14 protein-coding genes, 1 tRNA gene and 1 other RNA gene are annotated in these 19,005 nt (G+C 69.7%); 9 read left to right on the forward strand and 7 right to left on the reverse strand.

The window, feature by feature from the left end; translation table 11 throughout:
* Positions 1–7 precede the first annotated feature (7 nt).
* Positions 8–772, forward strand: a complete 765-nt coding sequence (ppgK, locus tag ABEA46_RS05145; protein ID WP_345543293.1) for a polyphosphate--glucose phosphotransferase — start codon at positions 8–10, stop codon at positions 770–772.
* A 34-nt stretch (positions 773–806) separates the two neighbouring features.
* On the opposite strand, the gene rnpB is transcribed toward ppgK, so the two are convergent.
* The 3 genes from rnpB to ABEA46_RS05160 form a co-directional block, all read right to left on the reverse strand.
* Positions 807–1,166: RNase P RNA component class A (rnpB, locus tag ABEA46_RS05150), an RNA gene on the reverse strand.
* Positions 1,167–1,212: 46 nt separating this feature from the next.
* A complete protein-coding gene (locus ABEA46_RS05155) occupies positions 1,213–2,943 on the reverse strand; it encodes a bifunctional 3'-5' exonuclease/DNA polymerase (protein ID WP_345543294.1) in 1,731 nt (576 codons plus the stop codon).
* A gap of 21 nt (positions 2,944–2,964) precedes the next feature.
* Positions 2,965–3,696: a zinc ribbon domain-containing protein gene (locus ABEA46_RS05160; RefSeq protein ID WP_345543295.1), complete on the reverse strand. Its 732-nt coding sequence runs from the start codon at positions 3,694–3,696 to the stop codon at positions 2,965–2,967.
* Positions 3,697–3,784: 88 nt separating this feature from the next.
* On the opposite strand from ABEA46_RS05160, the gene ABEA46_RS05165 reads away from it, so the two are divergent.
* The gene (locus ABEA46_RS05165; RefSeq protein ID WP_345543296.1) at positions 3,785–5,302 is read left to right on the forward strand and encodes an amino acid permease; all 1,518 of its coding nucleotides are present in this window, start codon (positions 3,785–3,787) and stop codon (positions 5,300–5,302) included.
* Between the two features lie 24 nt (positions 5,303–5,326).
* On the opposite strand, the gene ABEA46_RS05170 is transcribed toward ABEA46_RS05165, so the two are convergent.
* Positions 5,327–5,399: transfer RNA gene (locus tag ABEA46_RS05170), tRNA-Val, on the reverse strand.
* Positions 5,400–5,540: 141 nt separating this feature from the next.
* On the opposite strand from ABEA46_RS05170, the gene aceE reads away from it, so the two are divergent.
* The 6 genes from aceE (at position 5,541) to ABEA46_RS05200 (ending at position 13,155) form a co-directional block, all read left to right on the forward strand.
* Entirely contained in the window at positions 5,541–8,267 is a 2,727-nt protein-coding gene (gene aceE, locus ABEA46_RS05175) for a pyruvate dehydrogenase (acetyl-transferring), homodimeric type (protein ID WP_345543297.1), read from the forward strand.
* A gap of 7 nt (positions 8,268–8,274) precedes the next feature.
* Complete coding sequence (locus ABEA46_RS05180) at positions 8,275–9,495, forward strand: PucR family transcriptional regulator (protein WP_425563161.1); 1,221 nt, start codon at positions 8,275–8,277, stop codon at positions 9,493–9,495.
* Positions 9,496–9,606: 111 nt separating this feature from the next.
* Positions 9,607–10,518 (forward strand): ACP S-malonyltransferase, encoded by a 912-nt coding sequence (locus ABEA46_RS05185; RefSeq protein ID WP_345543298.1) that lies wholly within the window; start codon positions 9,607–9,609, stop codon positions 10,516–10,518.
* A gap of 12 nt (positions 10,519–10,530) precedes the next feature.
* Positions 10,531–11,532, forward strand: a complete 1,002-nt coding sequence (locus ABEA46_RS05190) for a beta-ketoacyl-ACP synthase III (RefSeq protein ID WP_345543299.1) — start codon at positions 10,531–10,533, stop codon at positions 11,530–11,532.
* Positions 11,533–11,608: 76 nt separating this feature from the next.
* The gene (locus ABEA46_RS05195) at positions 11,609–11,857 is read left to right on the forward strand and encodes an acyl carrier protein (RefSeq protein ID WP_013586517.1); all 249 of its coding nucleotides are present in this window, start codon (positions 11,609–11,611) and stop codon (positions 11,855–11,857) included.
* Between the two features lie 59 nt (positions 11,858–11,916).
* Positions 11,917–13,155 carry a beta-ketoacyl-[acyl-carrier-protein] synthase family protein gene (locus ABEA46_RS05200; RefSeq protein ID WP_345543301.1) on the forward strand — a complete coding sequence of 413 codons (1,239 nt, stop codon included), beginning with the start codon at positions 11,917–11,919 and terminating at the stop codon, positions 13,153–13,155.
* A gap of 168 nt (positions 13,156–13,323) precedes the next feature.
* Here ABEA46_RS05200 and ABEA46_RS05205 read toward each other — a convergent pair whose 3' ends face one another.
* On the reverse strand, positions 13,324–13,827 hold the full coding sequence (locus tag ABEA46_RS05205; protein ID WP_345543302.1) for a DUF3145 domain-containing protein: 504 nt from the start codon (positions 13,825–13,827) through the stop codon (positions 13,324–13,326).
* Positions 13,828–13,979: 152 nt separating this feature from the next.
* The gene (locus ABEA46_RS05210; protein WP_345543303.1) at positions 13,980–14,753 is read right to left on the reverse strand and encodes a hypothetical protein; all 774 of its coding nucleotides are present in this window, start codon (positions 14,751–14,753) and stop codon (positions 13,980–13,982) included.
* Positions 14,754–14,918: 165 nt separating this feature from the next.
* On the opposite strand from ABEA46_RS05210, the gene ABEA46_RS05215 reads away from it, so the two are divergent.
* Complete coding sequence (locus ABEA46_RS05215; protein WP_345543304.1) at positions 14,919–16,925, forward strand: DUF262 domain-containing protein; 2,007 nt, start codon at positions 14,919–14,921, stop codon at positions 16,923–16,925.
* 54 nt (positions 16,926–16,979) lie between these two features.
* Here the strand turns inward: ABEA46_RS05215 and nagE are convergent, their stop codons facing one another.
* Entirely contained in the window at positions 16,980–18,914 is a 1,935-nt protein-coding gene (gene nagE, locus ABEA46_RS05220; protein WP_345543305.1) for an N-acetylglucosamine-specific PTS transporter subunit IIBC, read from the reverse strand.
* Positions 18,915–19,005 lie beyond the last annotated feature (91 nt).

Below are 19,005 nucleotides of genomic sequence, written 5' to 3' on the forward strand. Positions count from 1 at the left end.
TGTCCGCATGGCATCTGACGCGGCACGCGCCGTCGGCGTGGACATCGGCGGCACCGGCATCAAGGCGGGCATCGTGGACCTCGAACGCGGCGAACTCGTCAGCGATCGGGTGAAGGTCGCGACGCCGGCGGGAGCCCACCCGCCGGACGTGCTGGCCGCGGTGACCGAGGTGCTCTCCACCCTCGGCGTCGCCGACGACGCATCGGTGCCGCTGGGGGTGGCCTTCCCCGCGATCATCAAGCAGGGACGCACGATGTCGGCGGCGAACGTCTCGGACCAGTGGGTCGGCTTCGAGGCCGAGAAGTTCTTCGAGGACGGTCTCGGACGCGACATCCACTTCGCCAACGACGCCGACGTCGCCGGCGTCGCGGAGGTCCGCTACGGCGCGGCGAAGGATCAGGCGGGCCTCACGATCCTCACGACCCTCGGCACTGGCATCGGCTCGGCGCTGCTGTACGACGGCGTGCTCGTGCCCAACTCGGAGCTGGGGCACGTGCAGCGCGCGAAGCACGGCGGCGACGCCGAGTCCTACGCGGCGTACTCCGCCATGGAGCGTCACAACCTGTCGTGGGAGAAGTGGGCCAAGCGGCTGCAGTGGTACTACAGCCACATCGAGTTCCTGTTCAGCCCTGACCTCTTCGTGGTGGGCGGCGGTGTCTCGAAGCACGCCGATCAGTTCCTGCATCTTCTCGACCTGAACACGCCCATCGTGCCCGCGGTGCACCGCAACAACGCGGGGATCATCGGCGCGGCGGCACTCGCGCGCGGCTGAGCCGTCACGGCTCAGCCGCCGTGCGTCGAGAGGGCGAATGGGCCGGCCTGTACGCCGGGTTCTGTCCGGGGGCTCACGCCCCGTGGACGGTCATCTCTCTCGGCGACACGTTGCCGTGCCGCTCCAGCGGCCTACCCGGGGACTCGGCGGGCCGCGTCATCATCCCCTGTCTGGCCTTGCTCCGGGCGAGGTTTGCCGTGCGGGTCGTGTCACCACGACCCCGGTGGTCTCTTACACCGCCCTTTCACCCTTACCCGGCCGAAGCCGGGCGGTCTGCTCTCTGTGGCACTGTCTCGCGGATCGCTCCGGGTGGGTGTTACCCACCGCCCTGCCCTGTGGAGCCCGGACGTTCCTCGGCGCGGCATGACCGCGACGCGACCGTCCAGCCGACCCATTCGCGTCGGCGAGTCTATCGTCGCGGACTGGGTCCGCGCTGCGCGTCAGTCCTTGAGCGCGGTGTCGGCGATGCGCACGTCGAGCCGGAAGTCGAGCGGGAAGCCGCCGAACAGCAGGCGACCCGCCGCCGCAGCGGCCTCCTCGACGGCCTGGACGACGGCGTCCGCATGCTCCGCCGGTGTGTGCACGATCACCTCGTCGTGCAGGAAGAACGCGAGGTGCGGGCGGTCGGCGAACACCGGACCGGAGCGCGGCGCCGCGACCTCGGGCGCGACGGGCGGCATCGCGGCGAGGCGCGTGCGAAGATCGGCGAGCCACGCCAGGGCCCACTCCGCGGCGGTGCCTTGCACGACGAAGTTGCGGGTGAAGCGGCCCCGATCGCGCGCCCAGCGCTTGGCGCGCGTCTCGTCGGCTCCGGATGCCTCGGCCTCCGTCGCCCGCGACTGCAGCGCCGACCACTCCGGCGACGGCGGCGGCGACGTGCGTCCGAGCCATGTCGAGACGATCCCGCCGTCCTCGCCCGTGCGCGCCGCCTCGTCGACCAGCCCCATGGCACGCGGGTACGCGCGCCGGAGCCGCGGCACGAGCCGCCCGGACTCCCCCGTCGTGGCGCCGTACATCGCGCCGAGGATCGCGATCTTCGCCTCTTGGCGTGTGGCGACGGCTCCGCTCTCGACGATGCCGGCGTAGAGGTCGCGCCCGCGTGCGGCGGCCGCGAGCGCGGTGTCTCCCGACATCGCGGCGAGCACCCGAGGCTCCAGTTGCGCGACGTCGGCGACGACCAGCCGCCATCCGGGGTCGGCGCGCACCGCCTCGCGCAGCTGGCGCGGCAGCTGCAGCGCGCCGCCGCCCGAGGACGCCCATCGTCCGGTGACGACGCCGCCCGGGATGTAGACGGGCCGGAATCGCCCGTCCGCGACCCACTCGGCCAGCCACGACCAGCCGTTGGCCGACAGCAGCCGCGACAGCTTCTTGTACTCCAGGAGCGGCTCGATGACGGGATGCCGGTGCTCGCCCAGCTCCCACCTGCTCGTCGATTCGACCAGCACGCCCACGCGGTGAAGCGCCCGCAGGAGCTTGGGCTGCGAATCGAGGCTGGCCGACGGATCGCCCAGCGCGTCCCGCACCCGGGCGGCCGCGGCCGCCAGCCGTGCCGGCTGCCCGCCGGCGAGCGGTCGCTCACCGAGCGTCTCGACGAGGATGCGGTCGTGCTCGGCGGCATCCCACGGCAGCCCCGCCGCGCGCATCTCGGCGGCGATGAGAGCTCCGGCGGACTCGGCCGCGGTCAGCAGTCGCAGGCGGCCCGGGTCGCGCGAGCCGGCGATGGCCTCGCGCTGACGGGCGAACTCGGCGAGGGCATCGTCTGCTCCGTCGGGAAGCCCGGTCCGTCCGGAGGCGGCGCCGTCGAGCTCGAACAGCGCCGGAGCCATGTCTTCCTGCGCGTGGGGTGCGGCATCCCACTCCACGGCGTCCCCGATCGCGCAGGTCGGCGCGACGAGCGCCGAATCCCGCAGGATGGCATGACACAGCCGCAGATCGTGACAGCGGGCGACGCGGACTCCCGCCGCGAGGAGGAGCGGGTGCCAGCGCGGCGCGTCGTTCCAGACCCAGCGCGGGGCGTGGGCCGCCTCGACCTCGGCCACCCAGGCCGCGAGAGCGTCCTCGGCGAAGTCGTCACGCGCGTACTCGGTCGCCGCGGCATCGAGCAGAATCGCGACGGCGCCCCGTGACGTGCGTCCGAGGACGATCCACGCCGGTGGGTCAGCGGCGTCCACGGTACGGGCGCGAGCAGCGGATCACAGGCCCGAGTCCACGTCGATGACGAGGATGCAGCCGCACTCGGGACAGTTGACGACCTGGTCATCGGTGGCCTGCCGGAGCACCTGCAGGTCGGTGCCGGCGAGCACCATGTGGCACCCTTCACACGTGCGGGCCCGCAGGAACGCCGCGCCGGCACTGCGGGTCGCGAGAGTGTCGTACAGCGCCAGCAGGCCGGCGGGAACAGCGCCCGCGATCGCGGCGCGGTCGCGCTCGGCGGCCTCATACGCGGCGGTGGCCTCGGCGACCGCGCGCTTGCCGTCGGCGCTCAGTGCGGCGCCTTCGGCGTTGGTGGCCGCGATCAGCGCCTCTTGCTCGGCCACGGCCGCATCCGCCGTCTCGAGGCGCTCCATGACGGCCAGCTCGGCGTCTTCGAGGTCGCTCTTGCGGCGTGCGAGCGCCCCGAGCTCGCTCTCGAGGCTCTGCGCCTCTTTCGGGTTGCTCGACGCGGCCAGCCGCTCGTTGTCGCGCGCGGCCCGTGCGTCGACGACGGCCACATCTGATTCGATGCGCGACAGCTCGGTGCGGATGTCGTCGCGCACGCCCAGGCGGACCGAGAGCTCCTGCGAGAGCTCCTGCCGGCGCCCCAGCAGCTCCTGCACCCGCGCGGCCTGCGGCGGGTTCTTGCGCGCGTGGTCGGCCTGTCGGATACGGGCGTCGAGCTGTGCGACCTCGACGAGGCGGCGCTGGTCTGCGTGGCTGGCGTTCACGGAACAAACCTATCGTGGGGCGTCGACGCCGCGAACGGCGAGGACTAGCATTCGACGACCGGCCCTTCCGACGACGAAAGGCGCAACGATGGGTGTTCTGCGTACGAAGTCCGTCGAGCAGTCGATCGCCGACACGGACGAACCAGAGTTCCGGCTGAAGAAGTCGCTGACCGCGCTCGATCTGACGGTCTTCGGCATCGGGGTCGTGATCGGCGCCGGCATCTTCACGCTGACCGGGCGCGCCGCGCACGAGGTCGCCGGTCCGGCGATCGTGATCAGCTTCGTGGTCGCCGCGATCGCGTGCACCCTCGCGGCGCTCTGCTACGCCGAGTTCGCCTCGACGGTCCCGGTGTCGGGATCTGCCTACACGTTCTCATACTCCTCGCTCGGCGAACTGTTCGCGTGGATCATCGGCTGGGACCTGATCCTGGAGATGTTCCTCGGCGCGAGCGTGGTGGCGCAGGGCTGGAGCGCCTACCTCGGCACGCTCCTCGACCAGCTGGGCATCCCGATCCCCGCCGAGATCGGGTACGGCGGCACCGTCGACCTCATGGCGATCCTGCTGGTGCTGGTGCTCGGCGGGCTGATGACGTTCGGCATCAAGGAATCGCTGCGGGTCAACCTCGTCCTGGTCGCCGTCAAGCTCTTCATCGTGCTGTTCGTGATCGTCGCCGGACTGCTCTTCGTGAATCCGGCGAACTGGTCGCCCTTCATCCCCGACCCCGCTCCCCGGGAGGCCGCGACGGGCCTCAGTCAGCCGCTCCTGCAGTTCCTCTCGGGCATCGACCCGACGGCGTTCGGAGTGGGCGGGATCTTCGCCGGGGCCGCGCTCGTCTTCTTCGCCTACATCGGCTTCGACGTCGTGGCCACCACGGCGGAGGAGACGCGCAATCCGCAGCGCGACCTGCCGATCGGCATCATCGCGTCGTTGATCATCTGCACGCTGCTGTACTGCGCGGTCGCGCTCGTGGTGACCGGCATGGTGCCCTACCAGGACCTCGACCCGGCTGCGGCGCTCGCGAACGCATTCGCGTTCCACGGCGCGACGTGGATGGCCACGCTCATCTCGGCCGGCGCCGTCGCCGGCCTCACCACCGTCGTGCTGACCCTGCTCATCGGGGCGACGCGCATCATCTTCGCGATGTCGCGCGATGCCCTGCTGCCGGTGCGCCTGGCCAAGGTGCATCCCCGCTGGCGCACGCCCTGGGTCATCTCGATCATCGTGACGGTGATCGTCGCGATCGTCGCGGGCTTCACGCCGGTGGGGCTGCTGGAGGAGATGGTCAACATCGGCACCCTGTCGGCCTTCGTGCTCGTCTCGGTCGGCGTGATCGTGCTGCGCCGCAGGCGGCCCGACCTGCACCGCAGCTTCCGCGTGCCGTTCAGTCCCTGGCTGCCGGGGCTGTCGGCGGCGATCTGCATCTATCTGATGCTCAACCTCACGGTCGAGACGTGGCTTCGGTTCCTGGTGTGGCTCGTGATCGGCTTCGTGATCTACTTCGCCTATTCGCACCGGCACTCGCGCGTGGGACAGCCCGGCTACGAGGAGTTCGCGCTCCCCCATGTCGTGTCGCACGAACGCGATGCCGGCGAGGGGCGCGGGTGAGCGGCATCCACTGATCGTCAGGTGTGGGCCCTGCCGGGATCGAACCGACGACATCCACGGTGTAAACGTGGCGCTCTACCAGCTGAGCTAAAGGCCCTCGCGCTCAGTCTACGAGGTGCGTCCGGGGCCGCTCGAACTCGGTAGGCTGGCAGATGGTGCGTTGTGACGGGCAGACAAAGTCCGCCCCGCTCCGGTAGCGATTCCCTGGCACGATCTGCCAGACGACGAAAGGTCTTCTGTGACTGTCAACGATCAGGATCCGTACTCGCAGGACTCCCTCGACAGCGATCCCGACGAGACCTCCGAGTGGCAGGAATCCCTGCAGCAGCTCGTGCAGGCCAAGGGCCACGGTCGTGGCCGCGAGATCATGCTGAGCCTGCTGCAGACCTCGCACGAACTCCAGCTCAACGTGCCGCAGGTCCCGACGACGGACTACATCAACACGATCGCCCCCGAGAACGAGCCCGAGTTCCCCGGCGACGAGGAGCTCGAACGCCGGTACCGCCGCTGGATCCGCTGGAACGCCGCCATCACGGTGCACCGTGCGCAGCGTCCCGGCATCGGGGTCGGCGGCCACATCTCGACGTACGCGTCGTCGGCGGCGCTGTACGAGGTCGGCTTCAACCACTTCTTCCGGGGGCTCGACCACCCGTCGGGCGGCGACCAGGTCTTCTTCCAGGGCCACGCCTCCCCCGGCATGTATGCCCGCTCGTTCCTCGAGGGGCGTCTGGGCGAGGACGACCTCGACGGCTTCCGCCAGGAGAAGTCGCACGCGCCGCACGCGCTGCCGTCGTACCCGCACCCGCGGCTGATGCCGGACTACTGGCAGTTCCCGACGGTGTCGATGGGTCTCGGCCCCATCAACGCCATCTACCAGGCGCAGGCCAACAAGTACCTCACGAACCGCGGCATCAAGGACCTGTCGGACGCGCACGTGTGGGCATTCCTCGGCGACGGAGAGATGGACGAGGTCGAGAGCCGCGGCCAGCTGCAGGTCGCCGCGAACGAGGGCCTGGACAACCTGACCTTCGTGGTCAACTGCAACCTGCAGCGCCTGGACGGCCCGGTGCGCGGCAACGGCAAGATCATCCAGGAGCTCGAGGCCTTCTTCCGCGGCGCCGGCTGGAACGTCATCAAGGTCGTGTGGGGCCGCGAGTGGGACGACCTGCTCGCCCGCGACGACTCGGGTGCGCTGCTGAACCTCATGAACGTCACCCCCGACGGCGACTACCAGACCTACAAGGCCGAGAACGGCGCCTACGTCCGCGAGCACTTCTTCGGCCGCGACGAGCGTGCCGCCGCGCTCGTCAAGGACTACTCCGACGAGCAGATCTGGAACCTGAAGCGCGGCGGCCACGATTACCGCAAGGTGTACGCGGCGTTCAAGGCGGCCGTCGAGCACAAGGGCCAGCCGACCGTCATCCTCGCCAAGACCATCAAGGGCTACGGCCTGGGTCCGCACTTCGAGGGCCGCAACGCGACCCACCAGATGAAGAAGATGACGCTCGAGGACCTCAAGCACTTCCGCGACGGGATGCAGATCCCCGTCTCGGACGCGCAGCTCGAGGCCAACCCGTATCTGCCCCCGTACTTCCACCCGGGCGAGCAGGACGAGACGGTGCAGTACATGCTCGACCGTCGCCGGAGCCTGGGCGGCTACCTGCCCGAGCGCCGCACCCACCACGTCCCGATCACGCTCCCCGGCGACGAGGCGTACGCGCTGCCGAAGAAGGGCTCGGGCAACCAGGAGATCGCCACGACGATGGCGTTCGTCCGCCTGCTCAAGGACCTGCTCCGCTCGAAGGACTTCGGCCACCGCATCGTGCCGATCATCCCCGACGAGGCACGCACGTTCGGCATGGACGCGTACTTCCCGACCGCGAAGATCTACAACCCGAACGGTCAGCACTACACCTCGGTCGACCGGGAACTGCTCCTCGCCTACAAAGAGAGCCCGCAGGGCCAGATCGTGCACGTCGGCATCAACGAGGCGGGCGCCATGGCAGCCTTCACCGCCGCCGGCACGTCCTACGCGACCCACGGCGAGCCGCTGATCCCGGTCTACATCTTCTACTCGATGTTCGGCTTCCAGCGCACCGGCGACGCGAACTGGGCCGCCGGTGACCAGATGGCGCGCGGCTTCGTGGTCGGCGCGACAGCGGGTCGCACGACACTCACCGGTGAGGGCCTGCAGCACGCCGACGGCCACTCGCCGCTGCTGGCGTCGACGAACCCGGCGACGGTCGCGTACGACCCGGCCTACGGGTACGAGATCGCGCACATCGTGCGCGCCGGACTCGACCGCATGTACGGCGGCAACCACCCCGACCCGAACGTCATGTACTACCTGACGGTCTACAACGAGCCGCTCGTGCAGCCGGCAGAACCGGCCGAGGTGGACGTCGACGGCATCGTGCGCGGCATCCACCGCATCTCGGTCGCCGAGGGCGCGGGTCCGCGCGCGCAGATCTTCGCGTCTGGCGTCGGGGTGCCGTGGGCGCTCGAGGCGCAGCAGCTGCTGCGCGAGGACTGGGGCGTGCAGGCCGACGTCTGGTCGGTCACCTCGTGGTCCGAGCTGCGTCGCGACGGCCTCGCCGCCGACGAGCACAACTTCCTGCACCCGGGCGAGGAGCCGCGCACCGCGTACCTCACCGAGAAGCTGCAGGGCGTCGCGGGCCCCGTCGTCGCCGTGAGCGACTTCATGCACGCCGTCCAGGACCAGATCCGGCCGTGGGTGCCGAACCGCTTCGCGACGCTGGGCGCCGACGGCTTCGGCTTCTCCGACACGCGCGCCGCGGCTCGCCGCTTCTTCAAGATCGACGGCCCGTCGGTCGTGGTCCGCACGCTGCAGGCCCTGGCCGAAGAGGGCGCCGTGGACCGCAGCCTGGCGGCGCAGGCGATCGAGAAGTACCGCCTGCACGACGTGACCGCCGGCACGAGCGGGAACGCGGGCGGCGAGAGCTGAACCGCGGATGGGCAAGCCTGTCGACGTGATGGACAAGGTCGAGACGCTCGCGTGGCTGCGACGCATCTCGGGCGACATCGCGACCGTGACCATCAAGCGCCTCGAAGACACGCTGCCCTGGTATGCCGAGATGCCACCGGCCCGACGCTCCGCCGTCGGGCTGGTGGCTCAGGCCGGCATCACCTCGTTCATCCAGTGGTATGACGACCCCGGCTCGACGCCGTGGATCGCGTCCGACATCTTCGCCGCCGCGCCGCGTGAACTGCTGCGCAGCGTCAGCCTGCAGCAGACTCTGCAGCTCATCCGCGTGACCGTCGAGGTCACCGAAGAGCGCGTCGCGGGCAAGGGCGAGCATCTGCGCGAGGCGATCCTGCTCTACTCGCGCGAAGTGGCCTTCGCCGCGGCCGACGTCTACGCGCGGGCGGCCGAGGCGCGCGGGCTCTGGGATGCGCGGCTGGAGGCGCTCGTCGTCGACTCGATCCTCACGGGCGAGGCCGATGAAGAGCTGCCGAGCCGTATCGCGGCGCTCGGGTGGCACGGACACGGCGAGGTCGCGGTCCTCGTGGGCACCACGCCTGCGCAGTTCGACGTCGATCAGCTGCGCCGCACCGCGCGCAAGCTCGGTGTGGATGTGCTGATCGGCGTGCAGGGTTCTCGACTCGTGCTCGTGGTCGGACGCGCCGAGGCTGCCCCCGGCGCCGAAGACACCATCACCGATCTGCCGTTCGGTGAGATCGCCAAGCGCCTCGAGCCGGGTTTCGGTGCGGGCTACCTCGTGCTCGGCCCGACGGTCCCGGCGCTCGTCGATGCGAGCCAGAGCGCCCGCGCCGCGCTGGCCGGATTCGCCGTCGCGCGCGCCTGGCGGCACGCGCCGCGCCCCGTCGAGGCCGACGATCTGCTGCCCGAGCGCGCCCTCGCCGGCGACCCGCTCGCCAAGCAGACGCTCGTGGAACGCATCTTCCGTCCGCTGCAGTCGCACAGCGCCGATCTGGTGTCGACGCTGTGGGCGTACCTCGACAACGGCCGTTCGCTCGAGGCGACGGCGCGTGAGCTGTTCGTCCACCCCAACACCGTCCGGTACCGCTTGAAGCGGGTGTCGGAGGTGATCGGGTGGGACGCGACCGGCCCGCGCGAGGCGCTGATCCTGCAGACCGCTCTCATCCTGGGATCGATCGGAACGGATGCCACCCGCCGGCGTCCGACCGGGGCCCGGCGCGGCCCGCTCTGATGTCGGGCGCCGGTCGGGATCCGAGCCGGTGTGGGACGCGCACAAAGGTCCGCGGAATTCTTGTGACGGTGTCGCCAGAGCCCGCGTGCTGATCCTTGGCAGGATGGAACGGTGCGTATCGCTGTCTTCCCCGGGCAGGGCTCTCAGTCCCCCGGCTTCCTGACTCCCTGGCTCGAACTCGACGGCACCGCCGATCGGCTGGCGCAGTACTCCGAGTGGGCGGGCGTCGACCTCGTGGCCGCCGGCACCGAGTGGGACGCGGACCGCATCCGCGACACCCAGGTCGCCCAGCCGCTCATCGTCGCGGCGAGCCTGCTGTCGTGGAACGCGATCCCCGACCGGTCAGGCATCGCGGGCGTCGCCGGCCACTCGGTCGGCGAGTTCGCCGCCGCGGCGGCCGCCGGCATCCTCAGCGAGCAGGCGGCCTTGACGCTCGTCGGCATCCGCGGCCGCGCGATGGCCGATGCCGCAGCAGCCGCCGAGACGGGCATGAGCGCCGTCATCGGCGGCGACGAGGCAGCCGTGGTCGCGCGCCTCGCCGAACTGGGCCTGTCGCCCGCCAACTACAACGGCGGCGGACAGCTCGTCGTCGCCGGCGCGATCGAGGGTCTGCAGGCACTGGCGGCCGAGCCTGTCGCGGGCACCCGGGTGATCCCGCTGCAGGTGGCGGGCGCCTTCCACACGCAGTACATGGCGCCGGCCGTCGAGACGCTGCGCGCCGCCGCGGCCGAGGTGGCGGCATCCGATCCGTCGCTCACGATCTGGACCAACCGTGACGGCTCGGCCGTCGCGTCGGGCGCCGCGTTCGTCGAGCTGCTCGTCGACCAGATCGCCTCTCCGGTGCGCTGGGACCTCTGCATGGCGTCTTTCGCGGACGCCGGTGTGTCGGGCATCGTGGAGCTGTCGCCGGCGGGCACGCTGGTCGGGCTCGCGAAGCGTGCGCTGCGCGGGACCCCCGCCGTGGCAGTCAAGACACCCGACGACCTGGAGGCCGCCACCGCTCTGGTGGCCGTCGACGCCTGACCGGAGAGAAGCATGACCCGCACCCTCGTCCAGCCCACCGGCCCCGCCCACACGCGCATCTACGCCTACGGCGCCGCCCGCGGCGAGATCGCCGTGCCCAATGACGACCTCGTCGGTCCGATCGATTCCAGCGACGAGTGGATCCGCCAGCGCACCGGCATCGTGACACGCACGCGCGCCGTCCCCGAGACCGACGCGATCGATCTGGCGACGGATGCCGCACGCGAGGCCATCGAGCGCTCCGGCGTCGACCCGAGCAAGGTGGATGCGGTCATCGTCGCGACCATCAGCAACCCGAAGCAGACGCCGTCGGTGTCGGCGATCGTCGCGGACCGAGTCGGGGCGAACCCGGCCGCCGCGTACGACGTCAACGCGGCGTGTGCGGGCTTCGCGTACGGCATCGCGCAGGCCGACGCCCTGATCCGCGCCGGCGCGGCGCACTACGCCGTGGTGATCGGCACCGAGAAGCTCAGCGACATCGTCGACCCGACCGACCGGAGCATCTCGTTCCTGCTCGGCGACGGCGCGGGCGCGGCCGTCGTCGGCCCGAGCGACACCCCCGGCATCGGCCCCACGGTGTGGGGTTCGGACGGCTCCAAGGCGGACGCCGTCGGCATGAACCACACCCTCACCGAGTTCCGCGACGGCGCGGCGCCGTGGCCGACGCTCCGCCAGGAGGGCCCGACGGTGTTCCGGTGGGCGGTGTGGGAGATGGTGAAGGTCGCACGCCAGGCTCTCGAAGAGGCCGGTGTCGAGGCATCCGATCTCGCCGCATTCGTCCCTCACCAGGCGAACATGCGCATCGTCGACGAGTTCGCCAAGCAGCTGAAGCTGCCCGAGAGCGTCATGATCGCCCGTGACATCGAGACGACCGGCAACACGTCCGCCGCGTCGATCCCGCTCGCCACACACCGCCTGCTCGAGGAGCACCCCGAGCTCAGCGGAGGACTCGCTCTGCAGATCGGCTTCGGCGCGGGACTGGTCTTCGGCGCCCAGGTCGTCGTCCTTCCCTGACGCGGCCGACCGCGACCCTAGACTGATTCCCGGCCCGTCCGGGCACCCGTACCCCTAACAAACACAGGAGAATCCCATGGCATTCACCAACGACGAGGTCCTCGCCGGACTCGCTGAGCTCATCACCGACGAGACGGGTATCTCGGCCGACGAGGTCGCGCTCGAGAAGTCCTTCACGGACGACCTCGACATCGACTCGATCTCGATGATGACGATCGTCGTCAACGCCGAGGAGAAGTTCGGCGTGACGATCCCCGACGACGAGGTCAAGAACCTCAAGACGGTCGGCGACGCCGTCACCTTCATCACGTCCAACCAGGCGTAATCCCTCCGGTGGGGGCCGCGGCCCCCACCGGCATGAACCCCACGAGGATCAAGAACGACATGAGCAACTCCCGCATCGTCGTGACCGGCATCGGCGCGTCGTCGCCGCTGGGCGGCACGGCACCCGAGAGCTGGTCCGCGCTCCTGGACGGCGTCTCCGGCACCCGCACCCTCGAATACGACTGGGTCGAGCAGTACCAGCTGCCCGTCACTTTCGCGGCCGAGGCCAAGGTGCGTCCCGACACCGTGCTCGAGCGTCCCGTCGCCAAGCGTCTCGACCCGTCCTCGCAGTTCGCGCTGGTCGCGGCGCTGGAGGCGTGGGCGGATGCCGGCAGCCCCGAAGTCGAGCCCGAACGTCTGGGCGTCGACTTCGCGACGGGAATCGGCGGTCTGCACACCCTGCTCGACGCCTGGGACGTCCTGCGCGAGAAGGGCCCGCGCCGCGTGCTGCCGATGACGGTGCCGATGCTGATGCCGAACGCGGCCGCCGGCAACCTGTCGCTCCACTTCAACGCCCGTGCGTACGCCCGCACGGTCGCCAGTGCCTGTGCGTCCAGCACGGAGTCGATCGTGAACGCGATCGAGCACATCCGTGCCGGATACGCCGATGTCGTGATCGCCGGCGGCACCGAGTCGGTCATCCATCCGGTCACCCTCGCCGCGTTCTCGTCCATGCAGGCGCTTTCCAAGCGCAACGACGATCCCGCGACTGCGTCGCGTCCGACGAGCATCGACCGCGACGGCTTCGTCATGGGCGAAGGCGCCGCCGTCCTGATCCTCGAGACCGAGGAGCACGCGCGTGCTCGCGGCGCCAAGATCTACGCGGCCGTCGTCGGTGGCGGCGTCACCGCCGACTCGTACCACATCACGGCCAACGATCCCGAGGGCCTCGGCGCATCGCGTGCGGTCCGCCTCGCGCTGGAGATGGCCGACGCATCGGCAGACGATGTCACGCACATCAACGCGCACGCGACCTCGACGCCGGTCGGCGACCCGAACGAGTACAGTGCCCTGCGCTCGGTGTTCGGCCCCCGCATCGACGAGATCCCCGTGTCGGCCACCAAGGCCTCGACCGGGCACCTGCTCGGCGGCACCGGTGCGCTCGAGGCGATCTTCACGGTCCTCGCGCTGCGCGACCGCGTCGCTCCCCCGACCATCAACCTGACGACGCAGGACCCCGAGGTCCCGTTCCGCATCTCGGGCACCCCGACGCCGCTCGGCGACGGCCCGCAGCTCGCGATCAGCAACTCGTTCGGCTTCGGCGGCCACAACGCCGTCGCCGCGTTCTCGACGGTCTGAGGCATCGACCTCACCGCCGACGTGCGACATACGAAGACGCCCCCGGGAAGCCTCCGGGGGCGTCTGTCGTGCCAGGCGGTGGTTCGCGGTCCCGTGGCCCGGGATTCATGGCCTCCGAGCCTCGGTAGTGGCGCCTCGCACCGCCTGCGTCTTGGGAGCGGGCCTCGGTCAGCCCACCTTGTGGAGCCACACGACGGGCGCGTCGTCGCTGGCGTGACGGAACGGCTCGAGCTCTTCGTCCCACGCCGAGCCGAGCGCGACCTGGAGCTCGCGGTTCAGCTCGAGCGGGTCGCTGCCCGAGATCTCGAGGGCGTAGCGGATGCGGTCCTCGCCGACGACCACGTTGCCGGCGGTGTCGGTCTGGGCGTAGTGGATGCCGAGCCCCGGCGTGTGCAGCCAGCGACCGCCGTCGCTGCGCGGAGTGGGATCCTCGGTGACTTCGAAGCGCAGGTGCTCCCAGCCGCGGATGGCGGTCGCCAGAGCGGCGCCGGTGCCGGCCGTGCCCTCCCAGTAGAACTCGGCGCGACGGCTGCCGGCGAGGACGGGCTGCTCAGCCCAGTCGAAGTTCACCGCACGACCGAGTGCGCGCCCCACTGCCCATTCGAGGTGGGGGCACAGCGCGCGTGGCGCGGAGTGGATGAAGATCACCCCGCGCGCCTGTGTTGTCGCCATGATCTCTCCGTTCGTCAGGTGCGTCTTCCCCTACGACCTGGCTCACTCATGAGATGTCACGGCTCTTCGGTTGTTGCCGCCCATTATGGCCGAGAGGGCGGGGGAATCACAAGACTGTGATTCCCCCGCCCTCTCGGAAGGGCAGCTGAGGCTCAGGCCTCGCTCATGGCCTGGACCTCGGCCTTGCCTTTGGCGGCGTAATACGCGGCGCGCGCGGCGTCACGGCGGGACTGCTCGACCTGACCCGCGTCGAGCACGTCCTGAGCGACCTCGAACTGCGCCGTGGTGGGCACACCGTGGTACTTCTCGATGTAGGCGTCGAGCTCGGGGCCCGACTCCCACGAGGTGATGAGGCAGTAGCGCGGCTCGGTGCCGTCGTGGTGCACGGCGTGCCAGAGACGCTGGGTGTCGACGATCAGCTGGGCGCCGGCGGGCAGCGCGACACGGTACTCGATGCTCGGGTCGGTGCGGTTCTCGCGCAGCACGAAGTAGCTGTTCTTGTCGTCGGTGAGGTTGAAGAAGCCGCGCACGACCCAGCCGGTGCCGTCCGGGTTCAGGCGGTTGTTGTCGTCCTGGTGCAGGTTGTACAGCGCGTCCGCGTACGAGTTCGGCTGCAGCTCGATGATGCGGCAGCGGCCGACATTGGCGCCCGGCTCCTGCGCGCGCTCGGTGAGCGTGGGCGAGAGCTCGGTCTGCGCAGGGATCCAGACGCCGTCCTTGTCGGTGCGCGGCGGCGTGTGGTTCCAGAAGCCGTTGCACTCGATCTCACCCTTGGCCGAGGCGAGCGGCGCGAAGCGGGTGTCGCCCGACGACTTCCAGTCGACGTACTCGATGTCGAGCCATTCCTTCGGGTCGATCTCCTTGCCGTAGGAGTCGAGCACCACGAAGCCGGTCTCATCGAGAGCGGCGGACTTGATGTAACCCATGACGAATCATGCCTTTCGGTCAGTGAGCCAGCACGTTTTAACAGGCTCAACTTAGGCAAGCCTACATCGGGGGTCTGAGGCGACCGGGTGGCGTGGCCGTGAATAACCGGCGCCCCCTCCGCGGCAGGCCGGGCCCGGGCGCGCCCCTCCTAGACTGGAAAGGCTATGGTCACTGCCACGAACGTCGACGCCACTGCTGTCAACACGGTCGGGTGGCTGTCAGCCGCCGACTGGACGATCGTCGTCCCGGTCTATCAGCGGCAGTATCGGTGGGACATCGGCGGGTGCGAGCAGCTCCTGGCCGACATCCGCGCGGTGGCAGACCTCGACGACCGCCACATGCACTTCATCGGCTCCATCCTCTCGTCCGCGAGCGGCGAGGGCCCGGATGCGGAACTCGTGCTGATCGACGGGCAGCAGCGGACGACGACGCTCATGCTGCTGGTGGCAGCCCTGCACCACACCGTGCGCGAGAGCGATCCGGCGCTGGCCGACGAGCTGCAGCGCGTGCTGGTGCACTCGCACGACGCCACGCGCACGAAGCTGCGCCCGCACCGTGCGTGGGCGTCGGTGTTCGAACGCGTCGTCCTGGATCTGCCGCTGCCGCCCGGTGAGCAGCGGGACTCCCGGTTCGACGACAACTACGCGTTCTTCCGCAGTCAGATCAGCAGCGACGAGGCCGCCCACGTCTGGCGCGGCCTGCAGAAGCTCGAGCACGTGGCCATCACCCTCGGCCCCGGTGCGAACGCGCAGCAGATCTTCGAGAGCCTCAACTCGACCGGCGAGCCGCTGCGCGACCACGAGCTGATCCACAACTACGTGCTGATGGGGCTGAACCATGCCGAGCAGCGCGAGATCGAGGCCGAGTACTGGCAGCCGATCGAGCAGAACACCGGTGAGGCGATCGCGGAGTTCTGGCGCCAGTACCTGGTGATGCGGACGGGGCGCGAGGTGACGGTCGTGGGCGGCCGCGGCGTGTACGACGCGTTCCGCGCCGAGTTCCCGCGCCTCGAGTTCGCCGACCTCGTGCGTCATGCCGACCAATGGCGGGCGTTCTCACGGGTCTACCGCGTGCTGCTGGATCCCGGGGAGGCCCCGGATACCGAGATCGCGCGCCATCTCGCCTACCTCGGCACGTTCGGCTCGGGGATGTATCCGCTCGTCATGCGCGCGTACCGCGACTTCGAGCTCGGAGCGCTCGACCGGGAGGCGCTCCTGGACACGCTCGAGATGGTCCAGTCGCTGCTCGCCCGGCGCAGCGTCGTCGGCACCGGCACCGAGCGTCTGGTGGCACGGCTGTGCCGGGCGCGCGAGGAGGGTTCTGTGGAGCTCGTGTCCGCCATCTCGCGCATCACGCCGTCGGACGAGCGGATCGCCGTGGCGCTCAAATACTCCGAGCTCCCGCACGCGTCGTACATCCTGGGGCGCATCGCCGGCGTCGACGGCGCAGGCGGGCTCGACGTCGAGCACATCTTCCCGCTCGCCCCGGGCGACGGCTGGTCGGGCGACGGCGTGCGCGAATGGTCCTCGTACAGCGACGACGAGCAGAACAGCCATCGCGCCCTCGCCAAGACGATCGGCAATCTGACGGTGCTCGAAGAAGACCTCGCGTTCCGCGCATTCGACCGCTCCTTCCCCGAGAAGCAGGCGTTCTACGCGCGCAGCGGGGTGCCGACGACGACGGCCCTGGCCGGACTGCCTTCGTGGGGCACAGCGGCGATCGCCGAACGCTCCGCGCAGCTCACCGCGCGATTCGTCGAGGTGTGGCGCCGACCGGGAGGCCCGGTGATCGACGACGACGGGCTGACCCCCATCCTCGACGCGGTGCGCCGCCGCGGCTGGCCCGCGGGCTGGCACCGCGAATGGTCGTACGTCGAGTACTGCGGCGAGCACTGGGAGGTGCCCGACGTCAAGTATCTGTTCAACCGCGTGTTCAAGCGGCTGTGGGCCGACTCCCGCGACGCCGTGGTCGCCTACAGCGGCCGCCGGGGCGGGCCTGTCTACACCGCCCCCTCGTGGAACGGTCAGTGGGACCGGCTGGACGACGAGCACTGGCTCTACATGGGCTGGGACTCCAGCTACATGCTGGCCGCGGTCCAGGGCGTGCTCGAAGAGGCGGGCCTGGCGCCCGAGGTCTTCGTCAAGTACTCGTACATCGGCTCGGCGATGTGAAAGAGGGAGTGGATGCCGCGGCCCGCGGCATCCACTCCCCCTGTCGAACGGGACCTACTCGAAGGCCACCGTCGCGTTCTCGTTGTTCAGCACGATCACCGGAGTGATCGACGGGTGGCCGGCGGCCTGGATCTTGGCGAGGTCGAAGCGCAGCAGCGGGGTGCCCGCCGTGACCTTCTGCCCCTTCTCGACCAGGGTCGTGAAGCCGTCGCCCTTCATGTTGACGGTGTCGATGCCGACGTGGATCAGCAGTTCGGTGCCGTCCTCGAGGACGAGGGCGACCGCATGGCCGGTGTCGAACGTGGCGCCGATGGTGCCGTCCGCGGGGGCGATCACGGTGTCGCCGGTCGGCTCGATCGCGAGGCCCGGGCCCATGATCCCCTGCGCGAACGTGGGGTCCGGCACCTCCGACAGCGGGACGACCTTGCCCGTCAGCGGCTGGCGGAGCGTCACGGTGGCCGTAGCGGTATCGGTCAGCACCGCGGTGCTGCCGGCGGCCGTCTCGACCACGGGCTCGGGCGACGCGCCCTGCGGCGCCTCGGCCTGGCCCGTCATGATCGCCTCCATGGCGTCCTTCACGAACTGGACGTTGGTGCCGTAGACGACCTGCACCGATGTGCCACCGGGCTTCATGGTGCCTGCGGCGCCGGCCCGCTTGAGCGCGGCGTCGTCGACTTTGCTGACGTCGGCGACTTCGAGCCTGAGTCGGGTGGCGCAGTTCTCCAGGTCGGTGATGTTCTCCTTGCCGCCGAGCGCGGTGAGGAAGCGGCCGGCCGTCACGAGGTACTTGTCGTCGACGGACGAGGTGTCGAACTCCGTGCCCTGCGTGAGGGTGTCGTCGTCCTCACGACCAGGGGTCTTGAGGTTGAACCGCTTGATCAGGAAGTAGAACACGCCGAAGTAGACGAAGAACCAGAACACGCCCATGACCGGGATGAGCCACGGGTTCTGCGCCATCGGATTCATCCAGCCCAGCACCAGGTCGATGAAGCCGGCCGAGAAGCCGAAGCCCATGCGCACCGGCAGGATCTGGCTGATCGCCATCGAGATGCCCGTGAAGATCGCGTGCACGACGTACAGCAGTGGAGCGACGAACATGAACGCGAACTCGAGCGGCTCCGTGACGCCGACGAAGAACGACGAGATCGCGCCGGCGAGCAGGATGCCGTAGGCGATCTTCTTCTTCGTGGTCTTGGCCGTCAGGTACATCGCCAGGGCGGCGCCCGGGAGGCCGAACATCATGATCGGGAAGAAGCCCGTCATGTACTGACCGGTCACGCCGTACGTGCCCTCGCCCGCGAGGAAGTTGTTCAGGTCGTTGATGCCTGCGACATCGAACCAGAACACCGAGTTGAGCGCGTGGTGCAGGCCGACGGGGATCAGCAGGCGGTTGAGGAAGCCGTAGATGCCGGTGCCGAAGGGCCCGAGCGTCACGATCCACTCGCCGAACGTCACGAGACCGCCGTAGACCCACGGCCACACGAAGTACAGCACGATGGCGACGACCAGCGACACGGCGGCCGTGACGATCGCCACCGAGCGCTTGCCGGAGAAGAACGACAGCGCATCGGGGAGCTTCGTGTCTTTGAACTTGTTGTAGCAGTACGCGCCGATGAGACCGCAGATGATGCCGACGAAGACGTTCTGCACCTTGAGGAACGCGGGGTCGACCTCGTTGACGTCCGCGATACCGGTGTAGAGGGCCACCGTCTCGGGCTTGAGCAGCGTGGTCACGGTGAGCCACGACACGAGTCCCGCGAGCGCGGACGTGCCGTCCGACTTGTTCGCCATGCCGATCGCGATGCCCACCGCGAACAGCAGCGCCATGTTGTCCAGGAGCGCGCCGCCGGCGGCGCCCAGGAACGCCGAGACGATGTTGTCTCCGGCTGCGGACTTGATCCAGTACGAGATGCCGGCGAGGATCGCGGCGACCGGCAGCACAGCCACCGGGAGCATGATCGATCTGCCGAGCCTCTGCAAGAACTTCATTGTTGCCTCCGTCAGGAGTCAGGGACAGGTTGCTGTCGATGACGCTACAGCCAATGGACCCTCTAAGTCAGTAGTTCTCCCTCCGAAAGTA

This window comes from Microbacterium jejuense, assembly GCF_039544225.1.
In the GTDB taxonomy this organism is placed as follows: domain Bacteria; phylum Actinomycetota; class Actinomycetes; order Actinomycetales; family Microbacteriaceae; genus Microbacterium; species Microbacterium jejuense.